We start from the raw sequence: 23,100 nt of genomic DNA, 5'->3' as shown, positions 1-23,100 counted from the left end.
TTCCATCTACCCCATTAACCCAAGGCGGCCAGCAGTGGCCGCCAGGAGACACCCATGTCACACCCATCAACGGCGACCCTGAAGCTAAGCCCCATCCAGGCCAGCGATCTGATCCACATCTATCGCGGCCTGTCGGATCCCGACGTCATCGCCTACTACGGCGTCAGTTACCACAGCCTCGCGGCCTGCGAGGAACAGATGGACTGGTACGCCGAAATAACCCGGACCGGCAGCGGCGCCTGGTTCCTGATCCGCAACCCGGATACCCATGAGCCAATGGGGGCCATCGGCTACAACGACGCCGACCCGCGCCACAAGTGCGCCGAGCTCGGCTACTGGCTCTATCCCGAATACTGGGGCAAGGGGATCATGGGCGAGGCCCTGCGGCAGGCGCTGGCCCTGATCTACCACACCACGGATCTGCATCGACTGCTGGCGGTGGTCGAGGAGCCCAATACCCCCTCGGCGCGCCTGCTCGAGCGGGCCGGTTTTCACTATGAAGGCACGGCGCGGGAGTGCGAAATCAAGGCCGGTGGCTTCATCTCCCTGCACCAATACGCCATCTTGCGCAGTGACCTGCCAGGCAATCAGTAGCCAACAAAAAGCCCCGCACTGCGGGGCTTTTGCTATCGGGTTGCCGACTGGGGTTACTTGATGGCGGAGAGGCTGCCCTCATCGTGCAGGCGCCGACGGCGACGCATGCGCCGCCACAGGGAGAACAGGCCGTAACCCGCGCTCAGCAGCACGGCGTAGAGCACCTGGGAGGCGAGCGCCACCAGCACGGCGAGGCAGAGCAGTACGCTGAGCCCCGCCAGCCCCTTGCCCATGCCGCCGAGCAGGCGCCAGCCCGCCGCCATGCAGAGCAGATAGACCAGCACGAAGTTGCCGTTGGCATAGCGGATGAGCTCATCGAGCGGCAGCTTGAGCCAGAGGATCAGGGTGATGGAGATGAGGCAGATGACGAGCACCCAGCACAGGGCCACCAGCGGCGCCCCCCGGGCCGAGAGGCGGGAGAGGGAGACCGGCAGTTTGCCCTCCCGCGCCATGCTCCAGATCAGGCGCGCAAAGCCCTGCAGATAGATGTTGATGCTGGCAAAACAGGAGAGATAACCCAGGATCGCCACCAGCCACTTGGCGGTCGGCCCGAACAGCAGCGACAGCAGGGCCGGGATGGCGGTGGCATTGGTCGCCTCGTCCCCGTAGAGGCCGTATTTCAGCACCACCAGGGAGTGGATCCAGTAGATGAGCCCCGCCAGCAGCACGCCGCCGAGCAGTGCCAAGGGGTAATCCCGCTCTGGGCGCTTGAACTCCTCCCCCATGTGGGCGAAGGCTTCCAGCCCCACGAAGCACCAGAACATCACCGCCAGCGCCGTGCCCATGGCGGGCCACTGCGCCTCGGTCGGCAGCGGCTGGGCGGCATCGCGCCAGCCGAGATCCCCCTTGAACCAGATGAGCAGGGTCAGCCCCAGGATGGCCAGGGCGATCAGCAGTTGCAGGTTGCCCGAGGAGCGCGCGCCGCGCAGGCCGAGCAAGAATACCCCGAGCAGGGTCAGCAGCTGAATGCCCCACAGGGTCCACTCCCCCATGTCAAACAGGGCATGCCAGAAGCCGGCGGCTATGGTGAGGGCGGCGGGCAAGCCCACCGGCAGCACCGCCAGGAACAGGAAGGCGGAGAAGCGCTCGGCGCCGTTGCCAAAGGCTAGGCCGATGAGGTGCGGCGCACCGCCGGCATGAGGGTAGCGGCGGCCGAGGCGGGCGAAGGTGAAGGCGATGGGCAGCACCAGCACGATCAGCAACACCCAGGCCCAGAGCGAGGCGCCCCCCGCCAGCGACGCCGCGGTCGCCGGTACCACAAAGATCCCGGTACCGAGCAGGGAGGTGGCGAGCAGCCCCATCCCCTGCCAGAGCCCGAGCTCTTTTTTCAACGCAGACATATTCCTTTTGTCCCGACTCAAAAAAACATCCCGCCATGTTAGGCCGCCATCACGCGCTTGTTAAGGGCTATCGTGCTCCCATAAAAAAAGCCGCCTCTTTCGAGGCGGCTTTCTCACAAGGTTTTGCTTTGTTATCAGGCAATCAGCTTGTAGATGATGCCGGACATGGCGATCAGGCCAATCAGGGTCACGAAGCCGTTGCTGATGTTGCCAGCGTATTTGCGCATGGCAGGCACCTTGGTGATGGCGTACATCGGCATCAGGAACAGCAGCATCGCGATGATGGGGCCGCCCAGGTCTTCGATCATGCCGAGGATGCTCGGGTTGATGGTGGCGATGGCCCAGGTGGTCAGGATCATGAAGATAGCGGTCACTTTGTTGAGCTGCTTGATCTCGACCTTCTTGCCCTTCTCACGCAGTGCCTTGGCCATCAGGCCGTTCATGCCTTCTTGTGCACCCAGGTAGTGACCCAGGAAGGACTTGCTGATGGCGACCAGGGCGATCAGCGGTGCTACGGTGGCGATAACCGGGTTGTCGAAGTGGTTGGCCAGGTAGGACAGGATGGAGATGTTCTGTTCCTTGGCGGCAGCCAGGTCGGCCGGGGACAGGCTCAGTACGCAGCTGAACACGAAGAACATCACTGTCATGACCATCATGACGTGGGCGCCCAGCAGGATGTTGCTGCACTTCTTCTCGGCGTTCTCGCCGTAGCGGCCTTTGTTGTCCACCGCGAAGGAGGAGATGATCGGGGAGTGGTTGAAGGAGAACACCATTACCGGGATCGCCAGCCACAGGGTCTTGATGAAGTCACCGTTGAAGGCATCGGACAGGGCCGGCGCTTCGGTGATGATGGCACCATTCCAATGGGGGATCAGGTAGAGTGCCAGACCCATCAGGGTGATGACGAACGGGAACACCATCACGCTCATCGCCTTGACGATGACCTGGCCGCCGAGACGAACGATCGCCATCAGACCCAGGATCAGCACCAGCGACAGGATGGCACGGGGCGGAGCAGACATGCCCAGCTGGTGCACCATCAGGCTCTCGACCGTGTTGGTGATGGCAACAGAGTACATCAACAGGATCGGGTAGATGGCGAAGAAGTAGAGCAGGGTGATGAACTTGCCTGCGGTCTTGCCGAAGTGTTCTTCCACCACCTCGGTGATGTCGCCATCACGGGTGGAGCCGGACAGCACGAAGCGGGTCAGGCCGCGGTGTGCGAAGAAGGTCAGCGGCAGGGCCAGGACCAGCATGGCCACCAGCGGCCACAGACCACCGACACCGGCGTTGATCGGCAGGAAGAGGACACCGGCACCGATGGCGGTACCGTACAGGCCCAGCATCCAGACCAGATCGGCCTTGTTGATGCCACGGGAAGATGCATTACTGGCTAAGCTGCCTTCAACTGCAATATTCATGTCAGACATAGGGTTGTTCCTGTCATCAAGGAAAGTGGAATCTTACTAGTCGGGTGTGGGCCATGGGCCCGGTTCCATCTCCCTGGAACGCCTGCTCTTCGTCCTTTTAACTCTCACACCCCGGCAATCGGGCCATCACTCCTTGTGGCAACCAAATCGCAACAAACGAAGGTATGAGATCGTGATGCTGATGTGTGTCGCGCGCCTTTTTAACAACTTCGCAACGACCACCTCATTCGATGGGCTGACTCTAATTAAAAGGGGCTATTAATCACAGCGTTTTTTTGAATTAATCAACCAAAGTTTGACTCCAGTCGCCTTTCAATCGCGCAAGATCACATTGCAGGCGCCGATTTGTTAGATTTTTTTAACAAATCAAATTTGTTTCACTGGATTCTATGGCCTGAGGGCAACAACAATTCGTTCACAAGTTCCGTTTTAGCGTGCTGATTGTGTCCCGTCCTGCCATGGCGTACCCTAGTTTTCCCCCTCCCCTTTGCTTAATTACGATGACCATCACCCGCACCGACCTCGCCGAACTCGCGGTATTTGCCGCCGTCGCCCGCCATCAGAGTTTCAGCAAGGCGGCGCTCGAGCTCGGGGTCTCGGCCTCGGCCCTGAGTCACTCCCTCAAAGGTTTTGAGCGTCGTCTGGGTGTCAGGTTGCTCAATCGCAGCACCAGAGCCGTGGTAGCGACCGACGCCGGCCAACGGCTGCTGGCACAACTGCTGCCGACCCTGAGCCAACTGGAGGGGGCCCTCGAGGAGTTGACCCGCCACGGCGATGAACCGGTCGGTAGATTGAAGATCTGCGCGCCGCGCGCCGCCATCCACGATCTGCTGGCCCCGGTACTGATCGACTATCTGATCCGCTATCCGCGCATGCAGGTGGAAGTGGTGGAGCAGGAGCTGATGCCCCGTCTCATCGAGGATGGCTACGACGCCGCCCTCTTCTATGGCGACCTCTTGCCCAAGGAGATGATCGCGGTGCCGCTTGGCCCGCTGCACCGCTATCTGGTAGTGGGATCACCTGATTATCTTGCTCGTCGTGGCACACCCCACCACCCGTCCGAGCTGACCCAGCATGATTGCATTGGGTATCGCCTCACGCCCCATCACCACTATCGCTGGGCCTTCGCCGCCGACGACGAGTTGCTGGAGATAGAGGTGAGCGGGCCCCTCACCACCAGCACCCCGGCGCTCTATCTGGGGGCAGCCGAGGCGGGATTGGGGCTGGCCTATTGCTACGAGGAGGAGGTGAAGGAGGCGTTGGCGGCGGGTCGGCTGGTGACGGTGCTGGCCCCCTGGAGCCCCGTTTTTGCCGGTTTCAATCTCTTCTATCCCAGTCGCCACCAGCTCGGCAGCGGCCTGCGAGCCCTGATCGACATGTTGAAGGCGCACCATCGCCAGTCTTGATTGATGAGTTACACTCAGTAATTCATAAAGTAAAAGCCGGATTATCAATTAAAATGTGACAATCTACACTGTGGCTTCGATCCCTGCATTCGGTGAGAAGCACAGACATGTCAGCCTATTTCATCCAACGCCCGCGGGCCATGACCCGGCGCTTCTGGGGCTACGCGCTCCCTTCCATCCTCGCCATGCTGGTCTCCGGCGCCTATTACCTGGTCGATGGCATCTTCGTCGGCCACTACGTGGGGGCCGCCGGCCTCGCCGGCATCAACCTGGTCTATCCGGTCATCATGGTGCTGATCGGCCTCGCCGCCATGCTCGCCATGGGGGCCGCCACCACCATCTCCCTCCAGCAAGGGGCCAGGCAGTTAACGTCGGCCCGCCAGACCCTGGTCAATGTCCTCTGGCTGGTGCTGATCCTGGGCGCGATCGCGCCGCTGCTGCTGCACCACTGGCACGGCGACATCCTGCTCGCGCTGGGAATCGAGCCAGGCTCGGCCATCTGGCAACAGGCCAGCGACTACCTCACCTGGATTGGTGGCGGTACCCTGCTGCTGGCCGCCAACCTGGCGGTACCCTATCTGCTGCGCAATGACGGGCGCCCCAGGCTCGCCATGATCCTGGTCAGCAGCGGCGCCGTGCTCAACATCCTCCTCAACTACCTCATGGTCGGTCGGCTGGGGCTGGGACTGGTGGGCACCGCCCAGGCGACGCTCATCTCCGAGGCGGTGGTCAGCCTGCTCGGACTCGGGTACTTCTTCACCCCCTATGCCCGCCTGCGGCTCTCCCCGTCCATGCTGCTGCCCAGGGTCGGCGCCATGCCAAGCCTGCTGTTCTGCGGCCTGCCGAGCCTCATCGCCCAGTTCAACCTGGGGCTCTTGTTGCTGCTGCACAACAGCCAGCTGATGGTCCACGGCTCGGTCAAGGATCTGGCCGGTTTCACCGTGGCCGGCTACACGGAGGCGGTGTTCGTGGTGATCCTGCAGGGGTTGGCGTTCGGCATTCAGCCCCTCATCGGCCAGGCGGCAGGGGCTGGGCGACACCGGGATCTGCGATTCCTGATGATGATGGGGCTCAAGATCACGGTGATTTACGGCATGGCGGTCTGGCTGCTGATCCAGCTGTTGCCACGCCAGGTCGCCATGCTCTATACCGGCGTTCAGGATCCCGAGCTGCTGGCGGCGGCGGTGCGCAGCCTGACCCTCAACCTGGCCGCCATTCCGCTGGAGGGGGTGCTGCTGTTTGGCATAGTGCTGCTGCAATCCATGGCCCGTACCCGCCAGGCGCTGGTGCTCTCCCTTGGCAAGACCCTGCTGCTGCTGCCGATGATCACCCTGCTGCCGCTCTGGTGGGGCCGTGACGGTGTGCTGCTGGCTCAGCCCGCCAGCATACTGCTGCTGGCCCTGCCGCTGTGCTACCTGCTGTGGCGAGAGTGGCGCGCCCTGGCCCCGGCCAGCACAGCCAGACGACCCGGCCCCTTGACCACCCGGCAACGCCAGGGGGTCACTCCGGGATAAGACCCGCTGCCTCGCCTCACCAAGATTGCCCATAAAAAAAGTCCCCGCATGGCGGGGACTTTTTCTTGGCTCGCACTGCCGACGGGATCAGCAGTAGCCGTAACCCAGCAGACGCTGGTAGCGCTGCTCCAGCAGTTGCTCGCTGTCCAGCGGACGCAAGGCATCCAGATCCTGCTTGATGCGGGCCTTGAGGCCCTTGGCCATCTTCTCCACATCGCGGTGGGCGCCACCGAGCGGCTCCTCGACGATGTTGTCGATGAGTTTCAGCTCTTTCAGACGCTGGGCCGTGATGCCCATGGCATCGGCGGCCACCGGTGCCTTGTCGGCACTCTTCCACAGGATGGAGGCGCAACCTTCCGGCGAGATGACGGAGTAGGTGGAGTACTGCAGCATGTTGACGCGATCGCCAACGCCGATGGCCAGGGCGCCGCCGGAGCCGCCTTCACCGATGACGGTGCAGACCACCGGCACGGTCAGACCGGCCATGACCTTCAGGTTGCGGGCGATGGCCTCGGACTGGCCACGCTCCTCGGCACCCACGCCTGGATAGGCACCAGGGGTGTCGATGAAGGTGATGATCGGCATCTTGAAGCGCTCGGCCATCTCCATCAGGCGCAGGGCCTTGCGGTACCCTTCCGGGCGCGGCATGCCGAAGTTGCGCTTGATCTTCTCCTTGGTCTCGCGACCCTTCTGGTGGCCGATGATCATCACGGGCTCGCCGTCGAGACGGGCGATGCCGCCGACGATGGCCTTGTCATCGGCATAGGCGCGATCGCCAGCCAGTTCGTCGAAGTCGGTGAAGATCTGCTCGATGTAGTCGAGGGTGTAGGGGCGCTGGGGATGACGCGCCATCTGGGATACCTGCCAGGCCCCCAGATCGCCGAAGATCTTCTTGGTCAGCTCTTCGTTTTTCTTCTCCAGCCGGCGAATGTCTTCGCTCAGATCCACGGCATTGTTATGCTCGCTCACATGGCGAAGTTCATCGATCTGCGCCTGCAATTCGGCGATCGGCTGTTCAAAATCCAGAAAAAGACTCATAGGGACAATAGATCCTCTAATCAAAAACCAATTCAACCCGCTCTCGTCCAAGCAGGACTCGCAAGTCATCTATCAGTTGATCGGTGGGCGTCACCCGCCACTCGGTACCGAGCGTCAATCGCGCCCGAGAACCGGGCCGACGATAGTTTACCTGAACCGGACAGACTCCGGCACGGGCGGGCTCCAAAATCTCGCACAAACGCGGGAAAAAGCGCTCATCAATGCGTTGTTCATCGAGGGAAATCCGGATCGCCCTGGCGAAACGCTCCCTCGCATCGTTAATATCCAGCAATTCGCGGGCCGACATTTTAAGGCCACCGGAGAAGTCATCAAAGCTGACCTGTCCAGAAACCACCAAAATACGGTCTTTTTGCATCAATTCTTCATATTTTTCCAGCGCTTCACTGAAAAGCGTCACATCCAGACGGCCGGATCTGTCGTCCAGGGTGAAGATCCCCATCTTGTTGCCGCGCTTCGTCACCATGCTGCGGGCGGCGATCACCAGCCCCGCCGCCGTGGTCACCGTGTCCCGGGAGGTGGGGTGCAGATCGCACAACCGGCCCGAGGTGTAACGGCGCAGCTCGCTGCTGTACTGGTTGATGGGGTGGCCGGTGAGGTAGAGGCCGAGCGTCTCCCGCTCCCCTTCCAGCCAGACCTTGTCAGGCCAGTGCGGCACATTGGCGAACGCCTTCTTGACGTCGTCTATCTCCTCGGTGAGCACCCCGAACATGTCCACCTGCCCCACCGCCTGGGCCTTGGCATGCTGCTCGGCGGCGCGCATCGCCTCCTCCAGGGTCGCCATCAGGGCCGCGCGGTGGGGGCCCAGCCTGTCCATGGCGCCGGAGTAGATGAGTTTCTCCATCACCCGCTTGTTCAGCTTCTTGATGTCGACCCTGTTGCAGAAGTCGAACAGATCCCGGAAGGGACCGTCCTGATCCCGGGCGCTGAGGATGGCGTCGATAGGGCCTTCCCCTACCCCCTTCACCGCGCCGATACCGTAGACGATGTGGCCGTCTTCGTTGACGCTGAAGCGATAACGACCGGTGTTCACGTCCGGCGGTATCACGGTGAGGCCCATGCGCTGGCACTCGTCCACCAGGGTCACAATCTTGTCGGTGTTGTCCATGTCGGCGGTCATGACCGCCGCCATGAATTCCGCCGGGAAGTGGGTCTTGAGCCAGAGCGTCTGATAGGAGACCAGCGCATAGGCGGCGGAGTGGGATTTGTTGAAGCCGTAGCCCGCAAACTTCTCCACCAGATCGAAGATCTTGATCGCCAACTCGCCGTCGACGCCGTTCTTGACGGCGCCTTCCTCGAAACCGGAACGCTGCTTGGCCATCTCCGCCGGGTTCTTCTTGCCCATGGCCCGGCGCAACATGTCCGCCCCGCCCAGGGTGTAGCCCGCCAGCACCTGGGCTATCTGCATCACCTGCTCCTGATAGAGGATGATGCCGTAGGTGGGCTCGAGTATGGGTTTGAGGCTCTCGTGCTGCCACTTCTCATCCGGATAGGAGATGGCTTCCTTACCGTGCTTACGCTCGATGAAGTTGTCCACCATGCCGGACTGCAGCGGGCCCGGGCGGAACAGGGCCACCAGGGCGATCATGTCTTCGAAGCAGTCTGGCTTGAGCCGCTTGATCAGATCCTTCATGCCGCGGGATTCGAGCTGGAACACCGCCGTGGTCTCGAAGCGCTGCAGCAGGGCGAACGACTTCTTGTCGTCCAGCGGGATGGCGGCGATGTCGACCGGCGCCTTGCCCTCTTTGGCCAGGCGCGGATTGATCATGCCGAGCGCCCAGTCGATGATGGTGAGGGTCCGCAGCCCCAGGAAGTCGAACTTCACCAAGCCGGCGTATTCCACGTCGTTCTTGTCGAACTGAGTGACCGGGTTATTACCGGAATCGTCGCAATAGAGCGGCGCGAAGTCGGTGATCTTGGTGGGGGCGATGACCACACCACCGGCGTGTTTGCCGGCGTTGCGCACCACCCCTTCCAGCCGGCGCGCCATGTCGATGAGGTCCTTGACCTCCTCGTCCTGCTCGTACAGCTCTGGCAGCTTGGGCTCGGCCTCGAACGCCTTGGCCAGGGTCATGCCTGGATCCGGCGGTATCAGCTTGGAGATGCGATCCACGAAGCCGTAGGCATGGCCCAGCACCCGTCCCACGTCCCGCACCACCGCCTTGGCCGCCATGCTGCCGAAGGTGATGATCTGGGAGACCGCCTCCCGGCCATACATCTCGGAGACGTGATCGATCACCTCGTCCCGTCTGTCCATGCAGAAGTCGACGTCGAAGTCGGGCATGGAGACCCGCTCCGGGTTCAGGAAGCGTTCGAACAGCAGATCGTATTCGAGAGGATCCAGGTCGGTGATCTTGAGGGCGTAGGCCACGAGCGAACCGGCGCCCGAGCCCCGGCCGGGGCCAACGGGGATACCGTTGTCCTTGGACCACTGGATAAACTCCATCACGATGAGGAAGTAACCCGGGAAGCCCATCTGGTTGATCACCTTGAGCTCGACCTCGAGGCGCTCGTCATACTCGGGACGACGCTCGACCCGCACCGCCGGATCCGGGAACAGGAAGGCGAGGCGATCCTCGAGGCCTTCCCGGGATTTCATCACCAGGAAGTCTTCGGTGCTCATGTCACCGGTCGGGAAGTTCGGCAGGAAGTACTCGCCGAGCCGCACCGTCACGTTGCAGCGCTTGGCGATCTCCACCGTGTTTTCCAGCGCCTCGGGGATGTCGGCAAACAGCTCGCACATCTCTTCCTGGCTGCGCAGGTACTGTTGCGGGCTGTAGCGGCGCGGCCGGCGCTTGTCCATCAGGGTGTAGCCATCGTGAATGGCGACCCGGATCTCGTGGGCATCGAAGTCGTCGGCGTTCAGGAACACCACCTCGTTGGTGGCGACCACCGGCAGCCCGAATTCGCTGGCGATGGCCACCGCCATGTGCAGGTAGGTCTCTTCGTCCGGTCGGCCGGTGCGCAGCAGCTCGAGGTAATAAGCGTCGGGGAAGTGGGTCTGGTAGAAGGCGAGGCTCTGCTCCACCATCTGCCGGTTGCCCTTGAGCAGGAACTTGCCCAGATCCCCCTCGCGACCGCCGGAGAGCACTATCACCCCCTTGGCGTGATCGGCGAGCCACTCCTTGTCGATGACGGGACGACCCTGCACATGGCCGCGCTGGTAGCCACGGGAGATGAGCAGGGTGATGTTCTGGTAGCCCTCGTTGTCCATGGCCAGCAGGGTGAGGCGGAACTGCTCGTCACCGAGCTCCTGACTCTGCACCCAGACATCCGCCCCGACCAGAGGCTTGAGCCCCTTGCCATGGGCACCGCCATAGAAGCGCACCAGGCCGCACATGTTCATCTGATCGGTCAGGGCCAGCGCCGGCATGTCGTTGGCCGCGGCGGCGCCGACGATGGGGCCGATTTTCTGCAGGCCATCGACCATGGAGAAATCGGAGTGGACCCGCAAGTGGATGAAGCTAGGCTCGGCCATTATTCGATCCCCAGCGCACGGCGCACCGGTTTGAAGCTTTTACGATACTCGGGCAGGGGGCCGCGCTCGGCCAGGATGGCGAGGTGCTCCGCGGTCGGATACCCCTTGTGGCGGGCGAAGCCGTAGTCGGGATGACGGCCATCCAGCTCGGTCATCTCGGCATCCCGGGTCACCTTGGCGAGGATGGAGGCGGCGCTGATGGCGGCCACCAGGCTGTCGCCCTTGACCACGGCACGGGCCTCCATCGGCAAGGCAGGGCAGCGGTTGCCATCGATAAAGACCAGCTCGGGGACGATGGCGAGACCCGCCACGGCGCGCTGCATCGCCAGCATAGTGGCGTGCAGGATGTTCAGCTCGTCGATCTCATCCGGGCTGGCCCGGCCTATGGCCCAGGCCAGCGCCTTTTCCTTGATCTCGTCAAACAGCGCGAGGCGCTTCTTCTCGGAGAGTTTCTTGGAATCGGCTAGCCCCATGATGGGGTTGGCGGGATCCAGGATCACGGCGGCGGTGACCACGTCCCCCACCAGGGGGCCACGGCCCACCTCGTCAACCCCGGCTACCAGCTTGTCTTGCGGAATATCGATTTGCATATCAACGCCTTGAATCAAAACCGGCCCCGCAGGGCCAGTGTCAGCACAACCTAACGCCGCGGGCGTACCTGTCGCCACACCTATCTGCCGAGCAGCTCGGCCACCGCTTCGGCGGCCTGCACATCGGCGTTGCAACGAATGCTCTTGTGCAGCCTGGTGAAGGTGGCGATGAGTTCACTGTTGTCGTGATCCAGCAACTTGCTCACCTCCTCCACCAGATTGCAGGGAGTGCACTCGTGCTGGATGAGCTCGGGCACCAGCATCTGGTCTGCCAGCAAATTGGGCAGGGAGACGTATTCCGTCTTCACCAACCACTGGGCAAGCCAATAGCTGAACGGCTTGAGTTTGTAGCCCACCACCATGGGTTTTTTCACCAGCATGGCTTCCAGCGCCGCCGTGCCGGACGCCAGCATCACCACGTCGGCGGCGATCATGGCCTCGCGGCCCTGACCATCGAGCATCACCATCTCGAGATCCGGTGCCACCTCGGCCTTGATCTGCAGGAACTGCTCGCGGCGCTGTTGGTTGACGAGCGGCACGATGAAGCCGAGATCCGGGCAGTGCACCGTCAGGTGCTTGCAGGCCTCGAGGAACACAGGCGACATGAAGCCCACCTCGGCGCTGCGGCTGCCCGGCAAGATCGCCAGCCAGCGGCGGGAGGGGTCTATGCCCAGCTCTTTGCGCACCGCAGCCTGATCCGGCTCGAGCGGGATGGCATCGGCCATGGTGTGGCCGACGAAGCGGCAGGGTGCATCGAATCTGTCGTAGAAGGCTTTCTCGAACGGCAGGAAGGCGAGCACCATGTCGGTGGCGGCCTTGATCTTGTGAATGCGGCTCTGCCGCCAGGCCCAGACCGAGGGGCTGACGTAGTGAACCGTCTTGATACCGGCGCGGCGCAGCTTGAGCTCCACCCCGATATTGAAATCAGGTGCATCCACCCCGATGAAGATATCGGGTGGATTCGCAATAAAATGGCGCAACAGTTCGCGGCGCACCTGCAGGATGCGGGGCAGACGACCCAGCACCTCGCTGATACCCATGACGGAAAGCTCTTCCATCTCGAACAGGGCCTTGACGCCGAGCGCCTGCATCCGCGGTCCGGCAATGCCTTCAAACCGTGCATCCGGGTAGCGGGCCTTGAGCTCGCGTACCAGGCCGGCGGCCAGGATGTCGCCGGAGGTCTCTCCGGCGACGATGCCGATGCGGATGGGATCAGGCACGGATGATCCCGCGCTCGTTGTCTTTGAGGAAATCGACATAGAGCTGCACAGCAGGTTCGCTGGCGGCCATCTCGATCAGCACGGGCAGCACCTCTTCGATGGTCTTGCCGGAGCGGAAGATCTCTTTATAGGCGCGTTTGACAGCAGAAATCGCTTCCGGACTGTAGCCACGGCGACGCAGCCCTTCGGAGTTCACCCCGAACGGTTTGGCGTAGTTGCCAGCGGCCATCACGTAGGGTGGCACGTCCTTGTTCAGGGCGGCGCAGCCACCGACAAAGGCGTGGGAGCCGACGCGACCGAACTGGTGAATGGCGGAGAGTCCGCCGAAGATGACGAAATCGCCGATCACCACGTGACCCGCCAGGGTCGCGTTGTTGGCGAAGATGCAGTTGTCACCGATGATGCAGTCGTGGGCCACGTGCACGTTGACCATGAACAGGTTGCCGCTGCCCACCTTGGTCAGGCTCTGGTCCTGAGTGGTGCCACGGTGCACTGTGCAGTTCTCGCGAAACACGTTGTTGTCGCCGATCTCGAGGAAGGTGCGCTCACCGGCGTACTTCTTGTCCTGGCAATCCTCACCGATGGAGCTGTGCTGGAAGATCTTGTTGCCGCGACCTATCTTGGTCGGGCCCTTGATCAACACGTGGGAGCCGACCCAGGTGTTGTCACCGATTTCCACCTCGGCACCAATGACGGAAAAGGGGCCGATTTCCACCCCTTTGCCGATCACGGCAGACTCATGGACGATAGCGGTATCGTGAATGATGGCAGTCTGGTCGATCACGGTTACACCTCGCGTTTGGCACACATCAGTTCGGCGGTACAGACCACTTCACCATCGACGGTGGCAACACCGGTGAACTTGGCGATGCCGCGACGCTCCTTCAGGAACTCCACGTCCAGCACCAGCTGATCGCCGGGGCCCACCGGGCGCTTGAAGCGTGCGTGGTCGATGGAGGCGAAGTAGTAGAGTTCGTTGGGGGACGGTTTGCCCACCATGGTAAAGGCCAGGATGCCGGTGGCTTGCGCCATGGCTTCCAGGATCAGCACGCCAGGAAACACCGGCTTTGCCGGGAAGTGGCCTTGAAAGATCGGCTCGTTGAACGAGACGTTCTTGATGGCGCGCAGGGTCTTGCGCTCATCGCTGATCTCGTAACTCTCCACCTTGTCCACCATCAGGAAAGGATAACGGTGGGGCAGCAGATCCATGATTTCCTGGATGCCCAGGCTCTTCTTTTCAGTAGTCAAAACAGTACCCTATACCAATCGTGGTTATTCTTGTTCCAGCGCTTTCTCGAGCCGGCTCAACCGTTTATGCATCTCTTCGATACGCATCACCCGAGCGGCGGTCTTGCGCCACTCCTTGTTGGTCTGCAGAGGGATACCGGAAGAGTAGACGCCGGGTTCGGTAATGGGTCGCATCACCATGGCCATACCGGTGACGGTGGCCTGGTCGCAGATCTCCATGTGCCCGTTGAAGACGGAGGCGCCGCCAATGATACAGTATTTGCCGACCTTGAGACTACCGGCCATCACGGTGGAGCCCGCCACGGCGGTGCCGTAGCCGATCTCGACGTTGTGAGCGATCTGGCACTGGTTGTCGATGATGACGTTATCCGCGATGCGGGTATCTTCCAGCGCACCCCGGTCTATGGTGGTACAGGCACCGATCTCGACCCGGTTGCCTATGGTCACGCCACCGAGCTGGGGGATCTTGATCCACTCGCCACGCTCATTGGCATAACCGAAACCATCTGCCCCGATCACGGTGCCGGCTTGCACCAGACAGTCCGTGCCCAGGGTCACGTTGTGATAGAGGGTGACGTTGGCCCACAACCGGGAGCGTGCTCCCAGTCGGGTATGCTGGCCAACGAAACAACCCGGGCCTATACGCACGTCATCCCCCAGCACGACGCCGGATTCGATGACGGCGTTGGCGCCGATGGCCACTCTCTCACCCAGCTGCACGTCCGCCGCGATGACGGCGCTCGGATGGATATCCGTGGCCGGTTGCGGCGTGGTGTCCAGCAGTTGGGCAACCCGGGCAAAACCCACATAAGGGTCTTTGAGCACCAGGGCATTGGTGGGACAAAATGGCAAATCCGCCTCTGTGATAAGCACGGCCGTGGCCTTGCTCTGCTCCAGATAGTGCCGGTACTTCTTGTTGGACAGGAAGGTAATCTCACCCTCCCCGGCCTTTTCCAGTGTCGCTACCTTGCGGATTTCCTGGGTCCCATCGCCATGGACCTGGGCCCCCAGTTGCTGGGCCAGCTGTGCGAGAGTGAATGCCATCAATTAGTTGCTCTTGCTTACCTGAGAGATAACCTGACCGGAGATGTCCAGCTTGCTGGCGGCATAGGGCGCTGCATTGCGCTCCAGCACCAGATCGTAACCATTGCTCTTGGCGATGGAGTCGATAGCAGCCTGAACCTTGGTCAGGATCTTGTTGCGCTCTTCCGCCTGGCGACGACCGTTGTCCTGCTCAAACGCCTGACGCTTCTGGTTGAATTCCATCTGCAGCTTAGCCAGCTTCTCCTGGTTCTGCTTCTTCTGCTCGGCGCTCATGAAGGCTTCATCCTTCTTGAACTTCTCGACCAGCGCCTGACCGTCGGACTCGAGTTTTTGCAGCTCACGCATGCGCGGCTCGAACTCGCTCTTCAGCTTCTTGGCCACGGCGTCACGCTGGGGCAGCTTTTGGAAGACTTCGCTCATGTCGACCACGGCAATCTTGGTTTCAGCCCAGGCGGAGCCCATACCGGCAGCCATCAGTGCAAAACTCAAACCAGCTACTTTCAACGCTTTATTCACACTTACTCCTTGGTCCCTCGGTTGAGGGCTACCTGATTTACCTGATAATGCAAGCGATCCTCAGGACCGTCTTGTTGCCTGGTGAGGCACGCAGATTGCGCGTCCCATCATTGATGCCCCCGCCGAAGCGGGGGCGCGTCCGTTCCTGTTAGAAGGTACGGCCGATGTTGAACGAGAAGACTTCGGTATCATCCCCTTCGTACTTCTTGAGCGGCTGGGCCAGCACGAAGACCAGCGGGCCCATGGGAGAGAGCCACTGCAGTGACAGACCAGCCGACACCCGGATATTGCTGGGGTCGGAGTAGTCCATCAGGTAGTTACAACCACTGAAGCAGCGATTCTTGTACTGATTGAAGTCGAAGTTGGTGTCCCAGACAGTACCGGCATCGAGGAAGAAGCTGGTTCTGAGCTGAGGCTGATAGCTTTCGGAGGCGAACGGCGTCGGCACTATCATCTCGAGAGAGGCGACCGCCAGCGCGTTGCCCCCCACCGAGCTGTCGGTGCCCTGAACGACGTCATTACCACCCAGGTTGTAGTAATACAGCGCCTTCGGACCGACTGTGTTGCTCTTGAAGCCGCGCAGGGTGTCGAAGCCACCGGCATAGTAGTTCTCGAAGAACGGCAAGACGTGATCATAGCTGCCGTTGCTGCCGTAGCCGTTGCCGTAAGAGGCACGGGCCTTGGCCAGCATCACCCACTGGTGATCCGCATCGAACGGGAAGTAGTGCGAGTCTTCGGCGTTCAGCTTGTAGTACTGCAGATCCATGCCCGGCACCGTCACCTTGGCGTTCACCCGCTGACGGTCACCCGCGGTCGGGAACTGACCCTTGTTGAGGGTGGAGCGGGTCCAGCCGGCGGTGACGTCGACTGTGTTGAACACCAGACGGTTGTCACCGTCCAGATTACCGCTGTACACCCGCCAGAACTCATCCACCTGTACATAGGGGTTGGGCTGGGACAGCTTGTTGTTCTCGTAGCCGAGGCTGAAGTCGAGGCGGTTGTTCTCGTTGACCGGGAAACCGCTGGAGAGGCGGAAGCCGATGGTGGTGTTCTCATAGTCAACGATGTTCGCATCTGCCGCGCTGAACTCGTTGTAGTAGAGACGGCCACCCAGGCTGACACCGTCGACGGTGAAGTAGGGATCGTTGTAGCTGAGATCGATGCTCTTCGAGTAGTCGTTGGTGCTGGCGTTGATACCGATCTTCTTGCCGGTACCCATGAAGTTGTCTTGCTGCAAACCCGCCTGCAGGCTCAGGCCCGACTCGGTGCCGTAGCCGATACCCGCGTTGATGGATCCTGCCGGCTGCTCCTTGACCTTGAAGTCGAGATCAACCTGATCGTCGCTGCCCGCCACCCGCTTGGTGTCAACCTCTGCGGTCTCGAAGAAGCCGAGGCGGTTGAGACGGGTCTTGGATTGCTCGACGTTGTCGGAGGAGAGCCAGGTGCCTTCCATCTGACGCATCTCGCGCCGCAGCACCTCGTCCTTGGTGGTGACGTTGCCGGTGAAGTTGATGTTGCGCACATAGACGCGGGGGCCCGGCTCCACGTTGACGATCAGCTCCACTTCCTTGGTCTTGTCGTTGACCTGCGGGAAGGTGGTCACCTTGGGATAGGCATAACCGTAACGGCCGAGGAACTTGGAGAGCACCTCTTCGGTGTGGGTGACCTGGCTGGCGGAGTAGACGCTGCCCGCCTCGATGGGGACCAATCCCTTCATCTCGGCGCCGCGATCGATGAGATCGCCCTTGATCTCCACCCCGGAAACCTTGTACTGATCCCCTTCCTTGATGTTCAGGGTGACGTAGACCCCCTTCTTGTCAGGGGTCATGGAGACCTGAGTGGACTCCTGCTGGAAACGGATATAGCCGCGGTCCATGTAGTAGGAGCGCAGCACTTCGATGTCACCGGCCAGCTTCTGCTTCTGGTAGCGTTGATCGCCGGTGAAGTTCCACCAGGGCACATCGTCCTTGAGGGAGAGCTGAGCCAGCAGTTTCTCTTCCGGGAACACGTTGTTGCCGACGATGTTGATCTGCTGGATCTTGGCTGCGGCCCCTTCCACGAAGGTGAACTTGAGGTCGACCCGGTTGCGGGGCAAGGGGGTGACGATGGCCTTGACCCTGGCGGAGTATTTGCCCACGCCGTAATAGAAGTCTTCCAAGCCCTTCTCGAGGGAGCTCAGCACGGTGCGATCCAGGGGATCACCGACCCGGATGCCGGAGGACTCCAGGCTCTGGGTCAGCTGCTCTTCCTTGATGTCCTTGTTGCCGGAGAACTCGATGCTGGAGATGGTCGGGCGCTCCTTCACCACGACCTGCAGCACCTGACCGTCACGATAGACTTTGACGTCCTCGAAGTTGCCCGAGGCATAGAGCCGCTTGATGGCGTTGGCCAGGGTCACGGAATCGACAGAGTCTCCGACCCGCACCGGCAGATTCAACAGGGCGGCGCCCAGGGTCACTCGCTGCAGACCCTCGACCTGAATGTCTTGCACCACAAAAGAGGCAGGGGCCGCCTGAGCCAGGAGGCTGGCTCCCAGCAGGCAACTCAACACCAATGCTTTTTTAACAGCCATTTTGTTCTTATGTGTCCTTGTTGATGCTCTAGCCTCAGAGGCGAGCGAAATCATTAAACAGCGCAATGCCCATCAGTAACATCAGAATGGCGGCGCCTATCCTGAACCCAACTTCCTGAATTTTTTCTGGTACCGGCTTGCCGGTGACTGCCTCGATGAGGAAGTAGACCAAATGGCCCCCATCCAGCACGGGCAGGGGAAACAGGTTGATGATCCCCAGGTTGACGCTGATCAGCGCCAGGAAACCGAGGAAATAGACCAACCCGTAATCGGCGCTGCTGCCGGCCCCCTTGGCAATGGAGATGGGGCCGCTCAGGTTATCCAGCGAGACGATGCCACCGATCAGCTTGCCGATCATATCAAAGGTCAGCGTGGTCAGGCTCCAGGTCTTCTGGGCCCCATGCCACAGGGCTTGCAAAGGCCCATACTGTAACAGAACTCGATACTCTTCCGGTAATGGAACCAGTTGCGGCGACAGGCCGACAAAACCGACCAGTTGGCCACGCACCTTTTTCGCATCCGGCAACAGGGTCAGCGTCAGATCGCTGCCCCCACGCTCCACCATGACTTGCAATGGTTGCTCGGGAGATTGCTGCACCCGCAGCACAAACTGAGCCCACTCGGTGATCTCCTGCTCCCCTACCCGCTTGATGCGATCCCCCAGCTGCAGGCCGGCTTTCTCGCTGGCGCTGTTGGGAACGATAGCATCGACCACCGGCAGCACCTTGCCGCCGAGGGGCACTATCCCCAGGCTGCCGATGGGAGATTCTTTCTCCGGATCAAATTTCCAGTCGCCCAGCTCGAGCGTCTTCTCGATCGCATAGCTGGTATCCGCCGCCTTCAGCTTGAGGCGTACGGAATCATCCCCCAGATGGCTGATGAGGGCATAGGTGACCGCCTCCCAGTCTCCGGTTGCCTCATCACCGACGCCGACGATCTCCATGCCCGGCAGGACACCCGCCTGGGCCACGATGGACGCGGGACGCACCTCGTCGATCACCGGCTTGACGCTGGGGACCCCGATCATGAACATCAGCCAGAAGGCGAACAGGGCGAACAGGAAGTTCGCCATGGGACCGGCCGCGACTATGGCCATCCGCGCCCAGACACTCTTGTGATTGAACGCCTGCGCCTCCTCACCGGGTTTGAGCTCGTCGACCCGACCGTCCAGCATCTTGACGTAGCCACCGAGCGGGATCAGGGCCAACACATATTCGGTGCCATCTTTGCCGATACGACGCCAGATGGCCTTGCCAAAACCGATGGAGAAACGCTCGACCTTGACGCCACAGCGACGGGCTACCCAGAAGTGGCCGAACTCATGTACTGCTACCAGCAGGCCGAGGGCGACGACGAAGGCGCCGAGATTCCACAAGACGCCGCCCATCAGTGAGCCGCCTCAAGGTCATGACCCGTCCGATACCCGAAGGCGTAGAGAGCGGCCTCTGGCCACCACAGTCCGTTCATCGAGCAAGCTCCTCAATCAGTTCGTGGGCACGGGCACGGGCCATGCCATCCAGGGCAATCAGATCGTCGAGCGACCCTGCGGCGCAACCACCCAATGCCGTCATGATGGATTCATTGACCATGGCAATATCCATAAATCCGATCCGCTCTGCAAGAAAAGCCGCGACGCTCTCTTCATTGGCCGCATTGAGGGAGGTGGTGGCAGCCTGTCCTTGCTGGCAGGCCGTCATGGCCAACGCCAGGTTGGGGTAGCGTTCGTAGTCGGGACGAATAAAGCTGAACTCTCCGACACTGAAGAAATCCAAAGGTTCCACACCGGACTCAATCCTGCCCGGATAGGCCAGGGCATGAGCGATGGGGGTGCACATGTCGGGATTGCCGAGCTGGGCCAGCACGGAGCCATCTTTGTACTGCACCATGGAGTGGATGACCGACTGGGGATGGATCACCACCTGGATCTGCTCGGGAGCCGCATTGAACAACCAGCGCGCCTCTATGTACTCCAGCCCCTTGTTGATCATGGTGGCGGAATCCACCGAGATCTTGGCCCCCATGGACCAGTTAGGGTGGGCGACCGCCTGGGCCGGCGTGACTTTGTCCAAGTCGCCGATGTCGGTATAGCGGAAGGGGCCACCCGAGCCGGTCAGCAGGATCTTGCTGATCCCCGCCTCGGCCAGGTCGCAGAAACCCGGCTGGCGCTGAATGCTCTCGGGCAGGCATTGGAAGATGGCGTTGTGCTCGCTGTCGATGGGCAGCAGCTCGGCACCGTGATGGCGAACCGCCTCCATAAAGAAGGCACCGGACATCACCAGCGCCTCTTTATTGGCCAGCAGGATACGCTTGCCGGCCCGCACGGCGGCCATGGTCGGCGCCAGGCCGGCGGCACCGACGATGGCGGCCATGACGCTGTGGGCCTCGGGGTGAGCGGCCACTTCGCACAGGGCAGCCTGACCGGACAGCACTCGCGTCGAAGCGCCGTGGGTCTTGAGCCGCTCGGCCAGCTCGCCGGCTGCGGTCTCATCCACCATCACGGCGAAGCGGGGGGAAAATTCGAGGCAATCGCGCAGCATGGCATCCACGCTGCGGGCGGCCGTCAGCGCCAGCACTTGCCAGCGACCCGGATTCTGCCGCAGTACCTTGAGGGTGCTCTGACCGATGGAGCCGGAGGCGCCCAGGATCACCAGAGAGTTGAGCATCAGGACTCCTGAACGAATAACTGACAGATGGGGCCAAAGGCCCCCGATATCACCAGCGAGTCAGGCATCAAAACTCCTGACTGAGCAGCATGTAGCTGAGCAGGAAGACTGGCAGGGCGGCCGTCAGGCTGTCGATCCTGTCGAGGATACCGCCGTGACCCGGCAACAGGGTACCGGAGTCCTTGATGCCCGCCTCGCGCTTGAACATGCTCTCGGTGAGATCGCCGAGCACGGAGGCCAGCACCGCCAGCAGGGAGCAGAGCAGCACCACCGCCATCTTGGCGGGCACGAAACCCATGAACCAGGTCACCCCGACGGCCAGGAGGCTGGCGGTAAAGAGGCCACCCAGCATGCCTTCGATGGTTTTACCCGGGCTGACGGCCGGCGCCAGTTTGTGTTTGCCAAAGGCTTTGCCGAAAAAATACGCGCCAGAATCTGCCGCCCAGACCAAGCCCATGACGAACAGCAGCACCCAGGCCCCCATCAGGGGATCGTGATAGAAGTGGTAGCCACGGATGGCCACCAGTGACCAGAAGAAGGGCACCAGGGTCACCAGGCCGAACAGGGATTTCAGCCAGATGGAGTTTTTCCACAGCCTGGCACTTTGGGGGTAACGCAAGACCAATAGCAGGCCAAGCAGCCACCAACTGGCTGCGGTCCAGAGCACGCCCATCAGCAGGGGATGCAACTGCGGGATCCAGAGTTGCTCCACCGGCACCCAGAACAGACTGGCGCCGAGCAACAGGCAGAACACCAGCGGCAACCATTGTTGCGGCTGGGCGGTGACGAAGGCGCTCCACTCACGGCTGGCCAGCAGAAAGACCAGGGCAGCGAGCAGGGCAAAGAATTTCAACGGCAGGAAGAACAGTGCCCCCAATACCATGGGCACTAACAGTAATGCGGTAATAATTCGTTGTTTTAGCAAAAGAAACCTCTCTCTTGGGAGCGGGGTTTAGCCGGTCTGTTGTGCGGCGATCAATTCCCGGATCTGTTCACCTGTACACCCGAAGCGACGCTCGCGAGCAACGAAGGAGGCAACCGCCCCACTGAACTCGGCCTCGTCGAAATCCGGCCACAATACCGGGGTAAAATAGAGCTCGGCATAGGCAAGCTGCCATAACACAAAATTGCTGATGCGATGATCGCCACCAGTTCGGATCAGCAGATCCACCGGCGGCAGGTCGGCCATGCAAACCTGTTGCGCCAATGCCGCCTCATCGATGGTCTCGGCATCCAGTTCACCGGCCGCCACGGCGCGAGCCAGCTTGCGAGCCGCCTGAGCGATATCCCACTGGCCCCCATAGTTGGCGGCGATGTTGAGCGTCAACCCCTGATTGCCTGCGGTCAGCGCCTCGGCCTTGGCTATCTTGGCCTGCAACCTTTCGCTGAAGCGGGCGGTATCGCCGATCACCTTGAGCCGAATGCCGTTGCTGTGCAACTTCTTCACCTCTCGGCCGAGCACCGTCAGGAACAGTTCCATCAGGGCATTGACCTCCCCTTCCGGACGCCGCCAGTTCTCGCTGGAGAACGCAAACAGGGTCAGTGCCTCCATCCTGGCACGGGCGGCGAAGGTCACGGCTTCACGCACGGACTTCACGCCCGCCTTGTGGCCGAAGACCCGCATCTTGCCACGGTTCTGGGCCCAACGACCGTTGCCATCCATGATGATGGCGACGTGACGAGGCAAGGACGAGCTGGCGCTATCGCCTAGCGCTGCCAAAAGCGACATTCATTTCTCCCACAAAGACAAAAACGCCGTGCAGGGGCACTACACGGCGCTCGTAATATACCTGTCGGAGGCTTAGATTTCCATTAGCTCCTTTTCCTTCGCAGCCAGGGCATCGTCGACCAGCTTGATGAAGGCATCGGTGAGCTTCTGGATCTCTTCCTGGGCACGACGGTCGTCGTCCTCGGAGATCTCTTTGTCTTTGAGCAGCGCTTTGAAGTCGGCGTTGGCATCGCGACGGATGTTACGCACGGCAACCCGGGCACCTTCCGCTTCGGCACGGACGATCTTGGTCAAGTCGCGGCGACGCTCTTCGGTCAGCGGCGGCAAGGGCACGCGCAGGGTCTGACCGTTGCTGGACGGGTTCAGGCCCAGATCGGAAGTCAGGATGGCTTTTTCCACCGCCTGGATCATGGAGCGATCGAAGATGGAGATGGACAGGGTACGGGCATCTTCTGCCACTACGTTGGCCAACTGTTTCAGCGGAGTGGCAGAGCCGTAATATTCCACCTGGATACCATCAAGCAGGCTCGGGTGAGCGCGGCCGGTACGGATCTTGGACATCTGGGTCTTGAGCGATTCTACGCTCTTGGCCATACGGTCCTTGGCGTCGTTTTTAATCTCGTTGATCACAGTGGTTTTCCTTCTGGCGAACGAGCCGCGACGCAGCTCGTGTCTATCTTATTTAGCGACGTAATGGATA

At 61.3% G+C, this 23,100-nt stretch carries 19 protein-coding genes; 3 read left to right on the top strand and 16 right to left on the bottom strand.

Going from position 1 to position 23,100, the window contains the following annotated elements; genetic code table 11:
* The first annotated feature begins 54 nt into the window (after window positions 1–54).
* Window positions 55–594, top strand: coding sequence for a GNAT family N-acetyltransferase (locus BN1124_RS04635; protein ID WP_042639618.1), 540 nt, complete (start codon window positions 55–57; stop codon window positions 592–594).
* A gap of 53 nt (window positions 595–647) precedes the next feature.
* Here BN1124_RS04635 and yjeH read toward each other — a convergent pair whose 3' ends face one another.
* Both yjeH and BN1124_RS04625 read right to left on the bottom strand, forming a co-directional pair.
* On the bottom strand, window positions 648–1,934 hold the full coding sequence (gene yjeH / locus BN1124_RS04630) for an L-methionine/branched-chain amino acid transporter (RefSeq protein ID WP_042639616.1): 1,287 nt from the start codon (window positions 1,932–1,934) through the stop codon (window positions 648–650).
* A 134-nt stretch (window positions 1,935–2,068) separates the two neighbouring features.
* Entirely contained in the window at window positions 2,069–3,364 is a 1,296-nt protein-coding gene (locus BN1124_RS04625) for an HAAAP family serine/threonine permease (RefSeq protein WP_042639614.1), read from the bottom strand.
* A gap of 500 nt (window positions 3,365–3,864) precedes the next feature.
* On the opposite strand from BN1124_RS04625, the gene BN1124_RS04620 reads away from it, so the two are divergent.
* The gene (locus BN1124_RS04620) at window positions 3,865–4,770 is read left to right on the top strand and encodes a LysR family transcriptional regulator (protein WP_042639612.1); all 906 of its coding nucleotides are present in this window, start codon (window positions 3,865–3,867) and stop codon (window positions 4,768–4,770) included.
* 107 nt (window positions 4,771–4,877) lie between these two features.
* Window positions 4,878–6,284 (top strand): MATE family efflux transporter, encoded by a 1,407-nt coding sequence (locus BN1124_RS04615; protein ID WP_042639611.1) that lies wholly within the window; start codon window positions 4,878–4,880, stop codon window positions 6,282–6,284.
* 87 nt (window positions 6,285–6,371) lie between these two features.
* Here the strand turns inward: BN1124_RS04615 and accA are convergent, their stop codons facing one another.
* From accA to frr, 14 genes are all read right to left on the bottom strand, one after another.
* Window positions 6,372–7,322: an acetyl-CoA carboxylase carboxyl transferase subunit alpha gene (accA, locus tag BN1124_RS04610; protein WP_042639610.1), complete on the bottom strand. Its 951-nt coding sequence runs from the start codon at window positions 7,320–7,322 to the stop codon at window positions 6,372–6,374.
* Between the two features lie 16 nt (window positions 7,323–7,338).
* A complete protein-coding gene (dnaE, locus tag BN1124_RS04605; protein WP_042639608.1) occupies window positions 7,339–10,818 on the bottom strand; it encodes a DNA polymerase III subunit alpha in 3,480 nt (1,159 codons plus the stop codon).
* A complete protein-coding gene (gene rnhB / locus BN1124_RS04600; protein WP_042639606.1) occupies window positions 10,818–11,408 on the bottom strand; it encodes a ribonuclease HII in 591 nt (196 codons plus the stop codon). The genes dnaE and rnhB overlap by 1 nt, the downstream gene beginning before the upstream one ends.
* A gap of 80 nt (window positions 11,409–11,488) precedes the next feature.
* Window positions 11,489–12,628, bottom strand: a complete 1,140-nt coding sequence (lpxB, locus tag BN1124_RS04595; RefSeq protein ID WP_042639604.1) for a lipid-A-disaccharide synthase — start codon at window positions 12,626–12,628, stop codon at window positions 11,489–11,491.
* Entirely contained in the window at window positions 12,621–13,412 is a 792-nt protein-coding gene (gene lpxA, locus BN1124_RS04590; protein WP_082041424.1) for an acyl-ACP--UDP-N-acetylglucosamine O-acyltransferase, read from the bottom strand. Before lpxA ends, lpxB begins: the two co-directional genes overlap by 8 nt.
* 2 nt (window positions 13,413–13,414) lie before the next feature.
* Window positions 13,415–13,876 carry a 3-hydroxyacyl-ACP dehydratase FabZ gene (fabZ, locus tag BN1124_RS04585; RefSeq protein WP_042639602.1) on the bottom strand — a complete coding sequence of 154 codons (462 nt, stop codon included), beginning with the start codon at window positions 13,874–13,876 and terminating at the stop codon, window positions 13,415–13,417.
* A gap of 24 nt (window positions 13,877–13,900) precedes the next feature.
* A complete protein-coding gene (lpxD, locus tag BN1124_RS04580) occupies window positions 13,901–14,920 on the bottom strand; it encodes a UDP-3-O-(3-hydroxymyristoyl)glucosamine N-acyltransferase (RefSeq protein ID WP_042640836.1) in 1,020 nt (339 codons plus the stop codon).
* Between the two features lie 3 nt (window positions 14,921–14,923).
* Window positions 14,924–15,436, bottom strand: coding sequence for an OmpH/Skp family outer membrane protein (locus tag BN1124_RS04575; protein ID WP_042639600.1), 513 nt, complete (start codon window positions 15,434–15,436; stop codon window positions 14,924–14,926).
* Between the two features lie 148 nt (window positions 15,437–15,584).
* On the bottom strand, window positions 15,585–18,008 hold the full coding sequence (gene bamA, locus BN1124_RS04570; protein WP_042639599.1) for an outer membrane protein assembly factor BamA: 2,424 nt from the start codon (window positions 18,006–18,008) through the stop codon (window positions 15,585–15,587).
* Window positions 18,009–18,042: 34 nt separating this feature from the next.
* Window positions 18,043–19,395 (bottom strand): sigma E protease regulator RseP, encoded by a 1,353-nt coding sequence (rseP, locus tag BN1124_RS04565; protein ID WP_042639597.1) that lies wholly within the window; start codon window positions 19,393–19,395, stop codon window positions 18,043–18,045.
* 76 nt (window positions 19,396–19,471) lie between these two features.
* Window positions 19,472–20,671, bottom strand: a complete 1,200-nt coding sequence (gene ispC, locus BN1124_RS04560; RefSeq protein WP_042639595.1) for a 1-deoxy-D-xylulose-5-phosphate reductoisomerase — start codon at window positions 20,669–20,671, stop codon at window positions 19,472–19,474.
* A 67-nt stretch (window positions 20,672–20,738) separates the two neighbouring features.
* Window positions 20,739–21,596, bottom strand: coding sequence for a phosphatidate cytidylyltransferase (locus tag BN1124_RS04555; RefSeq protein ID WP_042639593.1), 858 nt, complete (start codon window positions 21,594–21,596; stop codon window positions 20,739–20,741).
* 27 nt (window positions 21,597–21,623) lie between these two features.
* The gene (uppS, locus tag BN1124_RS04550) at window positions 21,624–22,400 is read right to left on the bottom strand and encodes a polyprenyl diphosphate synthase (protein WP_042639591.1); all 777 of its coding nucleotides are present in this window, start codon (window positions 22,398–22,400) and stop codon (window positions 21,624–21,626) included.
* 72 nt (window positions 22,401–22,472) lie between these two features.
* On the bottom strand, window positions 22,473–23,030 hold the full coding sequence (gene frr / locus BN1124_RS04545) for a ribosome recycling factor (RefSeq protein ID WP_033132048.1): 558 nt from the start codon (window positions 23,028–23,030) through the stop codon (window positions 22,473–22,475).
* Between the last annotated feature and the right edge of the window lie 70 nt (window positions 23,031–23,100).

It is taken from the genome of Aeromonas eucrenophila (assembly GCF_000819865.1).
GTDB classification, from domain to species: domain Bacteria; phylum Pseudomonadota; class Gammaproteobacteria; order Enterobacterales; family Aeromonadaceae; genus Aeromonas; species Aeromonas eucrenophila.
Note: the sequence above shows the minus strand (reverse complement) of the source record. Positions and strands in the feature narration are given on the sequence as shown.

Coding starts and splice junctions, on each gene's coding strand:
- BN1124_RS04635 (WP_042639618.1), top strand. CDS start 55: ATGTCACACCCATCAACGGCGACCCTGAAGCTAAGCCCCATCCAGGCC.
- yjeH (WP_042639616.1), bottom strand. CDS start 1,934: ATGTCTGCGTTGAAAAAAGAGCTCGGGCTCTGGCAGGGGATGGGGCTG.
- BN1124_RS04625 (WP_042639614.1), bottom strand. CDS start 3,364: ATGTCTGACATGAATATTGCAGTTGAAGGCAGCTTAGCCAGTAATGCA.
- BN1124_RS04620 (WP_042639612.1), top strand. CDS start 3,865: ATGACCATCACCCGCACCGACCTCGCCGAACTCGCGGTATTTGCCGCC.
- BN1124_RS04615 (WP_042639611.1), top strand. CDS start 4,878: ATGTCAGCCTATTTCATCCAACGCCCGCGGGCCATGACCCGGCGCTTC.
- accA (WP_042639610.1), bottom strand. CDS start 7,322: ATGAGTCTTTTTCTGGATTTTGAACAGCCGATCGCCGAATTGCAGGCG.
- dnaE (WP_042639608.1), bottom strand. CDS start 10,818: ATGGCCGAGCCTAGCTTCATCCACTTGCGGGTCCACTCCGATTTCTCC.
- rnhB (WP_042639606.1), bottom strand. CDS start 11,408: ATGCAAATCGATATTCCGCAAGACAAGCTGGTAGCCGGGGTTGACGAG.
- lpxD (WP_042640836.1), bottom strand. CDS start 14,920: ATGGCATTCACTCTCGCACAGCTGGCCCAGCAACTGGGGGCCCAGGTC.
- bamA (WP_042639599.1), bottom strand. CDS start 18,008: ATGGCTGTTAAAAAAGCATTGGTGTTGAGTTGCCTGCTGGGAGCCAGC.
- rseP (WP_042639597.1), bottom strand. CDS start 19,395: ATGGGCGGCGTCTTGTGGAATCTCGGCGCCTTCGTCGTCGCCCTCGGC.
- ispC (WP_042639595.1), bottom strand. CDS start 20,671: ATGCTCAACTCTCTGGTGATCCTGGGCGCCTCCGGCTCCATCGGTCAG.
- uppS (WP_042639591.1), bottom strand. CDS start 22,400: ATGTCGCTTTTGGCAGCGCTAGGCGATAGCGCCAGCTCGTCCTTGCCT.